Annotated in this window: 5 protein-coding genes; all 5 read right to left on the reverse strand. The window is 65.2% G+C overall.

Annotated elements, in window-relative coordinates:
* Positions 1-375, reverse strand: a 375-nt coding sequence (locus MUO23_06230; protein MCJ7512552.1) for a hypothetical protein, incomplete at its 3' end; no start/stop codon positions are given.
* A gap of 162 nt (positions 376-537) precedes the next feature.
* Positions 538-936: an Hsp20/alpha crystallin family protein gene (locus tag MUO23_06235; GenBank protein MCJ7512553.1), complete on the reverse strand. Its 399-nt coding sequence runs from the start codon at positions 934-936 to the stop codon at positions 538-540.
* A gap of 244 nt (positions 937-1,180) precedes the next feature.
* The gene (locus MUO23_06240; GenBank protein ID MCJ7512554.1) at positions 1,181-2,296 is read right to left on the reverse strand and encodes a hypothetical protein; all 1,116 of its coding nucleotides are present in this window, start codon (positions 2,294-2,296) and stop codon (positions 1,181-1,183) included.
* Positions 2,297-2,306: 10 nt separating this feature from the next.
* A complete protein-coding gene (locus MUO23_06245; GenBank protein MCJ7512555.1) occupies positions 2,307-3,689 on the reverse strand; it encodes an MFS transporter in 1,383 nt (460 codons plus the stop codon).
* Between the two features lie 236 nt (positions 3,690-3,925).
* The gene (locus tag MUO23_06250; protein ID MCJ7512556.1) at positions 3,926-5,056 is read right to left on the reverse strand and encodes an NHL repeat-containing protein; all 1,131 of its coding nucleotides are present in this window, start codon (positions 5,054-5,056) and stop codon (positions 3,926-3,928) included.
* Between the last annotated feature and the right edge of the window lie 265 nt (positions 5,057-5,321).

Genomic DNA, 5,321 nt, shown 5'->3' on the forward strand with positions numbered 1-5,321 from the left:
CCCTGCGGTGAGCGAGGCGCCGGCCGTAGCATTCAGGTGAGCGGCCCACAGTGTGATGGGGATCGCACTGAGCGCGGCCAGCACGGCCGGCAGCCAGAAGGCCAGGTTGGCGGCCCGGACCTTGGTGAGGCCAGACAGGGAATCCAGCAGCAGTGCCATGGGCGATCCCGCTGCGTGGGTGTCCTCCCACTCCGCCCCGGACACCCAGGCGTACGCGTCGTGGGTCGCCAGCAGGTATTCCCCATCGACCCGGTGGATCGGCGCCTCCCAGCGCGGCGCCTCCAGGAGCCGAACGCCCGCGCTGATCAGGAAGGCCAGCGCGCAGACCCCAACTTGCTTCCACCGATCAGTAGAGGTAGCGCGGACGTGCTCCATGGCACTACTCTAGTCTGAAAGCCGCGGTGCGGGAAATCAATCCAGCCCGCCGGTCGTTGGAGCGCTTGGGGATGACCCCGCTGCAGATCGATACGCCGAAGGGACTGCCCCTTTGGGGACAGCCCCTTCGCATGATCCCGCCAGCAGGCGTCGCCGGCTGGGCTAGTTTGAGCTGATCTTGATCTGCTTGGGCCGCGCTTCGTCGGTCCTCGGCAAGCGAACCGTCAGCACGCCATTGGCGAGGCTGGCTTCAGCCTTCTCGGCGTCCACCGGCTCCGGCAGCTGCAGGGTGCGCTGGAACTCGCCATAGCTCAGCTCACGAAGCAGGTAGTCCGCCTTGTCGTCCTTCTCGCTGGGACGGACCTCGCCCCGCAGCGTGATGACGTCCCCCAGGATCTCGATCTTCAAGTCTTCCGGCTTCAAACCCGGCGTCACGGCCGTGATGACATAGCTTTCGTCGTCGGCGTGAATGTCCATTGGAATGCGCTGACCACCATTGAAGCCCACCGGCCGATCCATGCCTCTGTGAGTCATCGGCCCCGTCATGTAGTACCTAATCATCTGCCTGCCTCCAGTTCTGATATTTGACCCGTCTATTGCAGACAGCTTATCCATCGAGCATCAGCGGGGCATCAACGGTCGATACGAAGAGCGTTAACGGTCAGCCAGCCTGCTCTGGCCAAGCCCCGACGGTCCGCTGGCGCCTCCGCCCTACACTGGAGAGAACCAGGGCCGATCGAGCACAGGTCTCCGAATGGGCCCTGCCACATCTTGAGGGCGGCCACCCCCTGCCCAGCCTGCGGACTCATGCCAGCTGCTTCTTGTAGAACCGGTAGCGTTTGTAGATTTTGGCTCCGGCGTGATGGGCCAGGATCGCGGTGTCGGGGTTGTCCTCTCCGGTCAGGGAAAGATCCGCCCAGCGGTAGCCCTTGGGAACGGCCCGGCGTGCCATCTCCGCGAAGAGCAGAACGGCCACACCAGTATCCCAGTACTCCGGCAGCACCGCCACGCTCTTGACCGAGAGGCTGCTGGGCTGACGCCGCCGGTAGCGCAGGGCGCGGGCATAGTCCCAGGGGTAACGGAGACCGTTGAGGTGGATGAGGATCTCGTTGAAATTCGGGATGGCGGGAAACCAGCCAACCGATTTCCCGTCGGCTTCGGCGAACAGGATCAGATCGGGATCGGCCAGGTCTTTCAGCGGCAGCAGCATGGCAGCTACCGATGACCGGGTGTACGGGACGAACCCGGGCAGATGCTCCAGGGCCCGGTTCTGCAGGACCCAGATCCGATCGATCTCGCCCTCCAGGTCATTCATCTTGGCGCCGCGAATCAAGAAAGCTCTGCGGCGGCGCACTCCTTCCGCAAGTCGCTCCAGGCGCCTGAGGGAGCGAGCCTCCGGATCAATGTCGAAAGCGTAGGCCAGGCCATCGTCGTGCCGCTGGCGGAAGCCGAACCGCTCGAAGAAGGCTGGATAGTAGGCGGGATTATGACCGCAGAGGATGGCAGGTGGTCGGTCGCGGCCCTCAATGAGAACGCCGCGGCAATCTTCGCGATCCAGGTTGTAGGTCCCGCAGAGCATGGTCAAGCCATGGTCGCCGGCCCAACGTGCGGCTTGCTGGAAGAGGGCTTCGGCCACACCGTAGTCCTCGACGCACTCGAAGAAGCCCAGCGAACACTCGCCGGCCTCGCCGCCGTTCTCATGCGAACAGCACACCGTTCCTGCCATGCGCCCGTCCTTGTAGGCAGCGAAGAAGTCGGCGTAGCCGTTCTGGAAGAACAGACCTCGTTCCGGGTCGGTCGCCTTCGTGCGCTCTGAGAGCAGGGGCGGCACCCACAGCGGGTCGGATCGGTACAGGCGCCAGGGGAAGGTGAGGAAGGCCTGCTTCTGGTGGCGGTTCTGGACGGGCCGAACCTCAATCACAGTCGCTGGCCTAGGGCGTCGGTTCGGGAATCGGTTCGGGTGTCGCTTTGCGGCGCTCTTCCAGTTGGCGATTGATCTCCTGGTAGTTGTCGCGGCCGAGCGGAAACAGCAAGGTGAACACGATTCCCATCACCAGCGCCAAGGCCGGGATCGGGCCCGCCACCATGCGGATCCCGAAGATGGCACTGTCGGGCTGGACGGCGCTGTTGGGGACATAGCCGCTGGCCTGCAGGATGAGCAGCGCCGCCGGCACCGCCAGCGACGAAGCGACCTTCTGGGCCAGCGTGATCAGGCTGTAGAACATGCCCTCATTGCGCTTGCCGCTCTGAAGCTCGCCGTACTCGATTGCATCGGGGATGATCGCCCAGGGCATCACATGCATCGCCGAGACCCCGACCCCGGCCAGAACGCACAAGGTCATGATCAGCGGCATTCCCGTGGCGGGGCTGAGCGAGGCCAGGACCATCAGCACCACGGCCAGAAAAGCGATGCCGATAATGTATGCCCAGCGCTTGTTCAGATGGCGCGAAATCCAGGCCCACAGGGGCAGGGCGGCCAGGGCCACCACGAAGATCGTCCCCAGAATCATGTCGCTCTGCGACTCGCGCTCGACGACGTACTTGACGTAGTACAGCAAGTTCACCTGGATAATGGCCATCGTCACGCCATTGAACAGGAACAGCATCAGCCCAAACACAAACGGCCGATTTCTCCAGGAGGCCCTGATCGACTCCCTGAATCCCGATTGCGGTTGGTGCATGAATTCTTCCCGCTCCCGCGTTCCCCAGAACACCACCCACAGGGGCAGGGCGGAGATCAAACCGAAGAGGGCACCCATCCTCCAGACCCGGCCGGCGTGCTCCGGATTGAACCCGTTCACGATCGAAAGCGGCAGGGTGAAGGCGATCAGGCTGCCCAGGATGGAGAAGAACATGCGGGTGCTGGTCAGCGAGGTTCGCTCATCGTAGTCGCTGGTGATTTCCGGCGTCAGGGCGTAGAACGGCATGTAGACGAAGGAGGCGGCGGTGTCGAACAGGGCGAAGGCCAGGGCGTAGTACAGCGCCAGCGCCGGGACCGACTCGACCGGCGGCCGCCACCACAACAGGCTGAAGGCCAACGCGAAGGGCAGAGCGCCGAAGAGCAGGTAGGGACGCCGGCGTCCCCAGCGCGTGCGGGTGCGATCCGACAGGTACCCCACCAGCGGGTCGTTGATGTAGTCCCACGTGCTGCCGATGAAGATCGCCAGGGCGGCAACGGCCGGCATGACCCCGACTACTTCCGTCAAGAAGATGGCGAAGTACACGCTCAGAATGGTGTTGGTCAGGCTGAAACCCAGATCGCCTGAGCCGTAGGCCCACTTCTCGCGCCTGGACACCCTTGCGGTTGCGGCCATGCCGGATAGCTCCCGGAGCGTGATTGCGCCGTAGGTAGAACCCCTTCCGAACGGTTACGCGACGGCCGCCTCTGGATTGGCGGCCTTTTCCGGGGCCTTGCTGGAGAGGCTGCTTCCGCCGCTTGGCCGCAGACCGGGCCGGGAACCCATCTGGCGCTCCCCGGAGGATCGCCCCACCCAAGGCCGCCGCCCCTCGTCCGCCAGAGCAAGACCCACCGGCCTACCCGGCCGGGACATCACTCCAGGGGAGGATACCAGGCGACCCGGGTGCCGTTCACAACCAGCAGCAGGCCCTGTGCATCAAACGTCAGGCCGAACGGAGTTCCCTGCACGTCAATCGTCCCCAGATGACGCCCATCCCGATGGAAGACCTCCACGCCATCGATGTCCCCCACATAGATGCGCCCCTGGTCATCGACCGCGATCGAGGACGGCGCTCGCAGTTGGCCAGTTTCGTCGCCGGAACTGCCCACGCGGTTGAGGAATCGCCCCTCCGGCGAGTAGACGAACACACTCTGGGTGAACGTACCCAGGCCATACAGGTTGCCCTCGCCGTCGGCCGCCACCCGCAGGTCCAGCTCCGATTCGCCGGACGGTCCACTGGCCGCTGCCGGGATGGTCAGCTCGACCTGCCTGCTCCGTCCGAAGGTCACCAGATTGTCCTGCCCGGCGGCGTACCAAAAGGCGACCAGGCCGCCGTCGGCCGTCATGGCCACATCGTCAAAGCCATCGCCCGCCGGGTGATCCACCGGCTGCAGCACTTCGCCAGTCTCACCCTGGAAGCGCTGAATCGTTCCACCCTGAACCAGAAAGACGGTTCCGTCCCGACCGACGGCCAGGCCTCGCAGCGGACGATCGCGATCGGCATGCCATTGAGTCAGGAAGCCGCCCTCGGCGTCGAAGACTTGCACCCGTCCGCCCTGGTACTCGCCCACATAGATCCGGCCTTCGCCGTCGACGCCAATGCTGCGGGCATCGGTGAACCGCCCGGGCCCGATCCCTTCCCCACCGAAGGAGGGGATGGTCGTCGCCTGGGGGAGGTCCGCCTGCAGCGCCGACAGCGCCGTGGCGGCGGGCAGGACGGCCACCGCCGTCCCGAGGCCGATGCCGCCCGCCACCAGCGCAATGACCAGCCCGGTCAGGGAGATCACTCCGACAATCGTCACAATCAGGCAGGTCAGTCCCCTCGCCCGTTCGGGGGATCGGGAGGACACCTGGATGACCAGGTTTGGCGGCTGGGGAGGTTGCTGGCCCGCCACCTCAGAGACATCAATCGTGTGGCGGCAGTACGGGCAGCGCGTCGTCGGCTGTTCGCGGACCAGGTTCAAGGGTGCACCGCATCCAGGGCAGGCGATCACCTCGGCCATCGTCCCTCCATTCACCGCCGCACACGTATCCCGCCAGAGCGATCCCACCGTCGGCCATCCCTGCAACGACGAGGAACCTGCCACCCAACCGCGCGTGGAAGAGCCATTCTACCCGGCGAGGCTTGTCCGACGAGGACGGTCGTTGACCTCGGCCCGGCCTGTAAGCCGACTGGAAGGCCGCCCGGGACGCCGTTCTGCGTAGAATGGATCCAGACGCCCGGCATGGCCGGACCGTCGCCGCTGTGCGCACCGATGGACGGCACGC

It is taken from the genome of Anaerolineales bacterium (assembly GCA_022866145.1).
In the GTDB taxonomy this organism is placed as follows: domain Bacteria; phylum Chloroflexota; class Anaerolineae; order Anaerolineales; family E44-bin32; genus PFL42.

What these genes read in the sequence shown, in the direction of transcription:
- MUO23_06235 (MCJ7512553.1), bottom strand. Translation starts at nt 936, where the DNA reads ATGATTAGGTACTACATGACGGGGCCGATGACTCACAGAGGCATGGAT.
- MUO23_06245 (MCJ7512555.1), bottom strand. Translation starts at nt 3,689, where the DNA reads ATGGCCGCAACCGCAAGGGTGTCCAGGCGCGAGAAGTGGGCCTACGGC.
- MUO23_06250 (MCJ7512556.1), bottom strand. Translation starts at nt 5,056, where the DNA reads ATGGCCGAGGTGATCGCCTGCCCTGGATGCGGTGCACCCTTGAACCTG.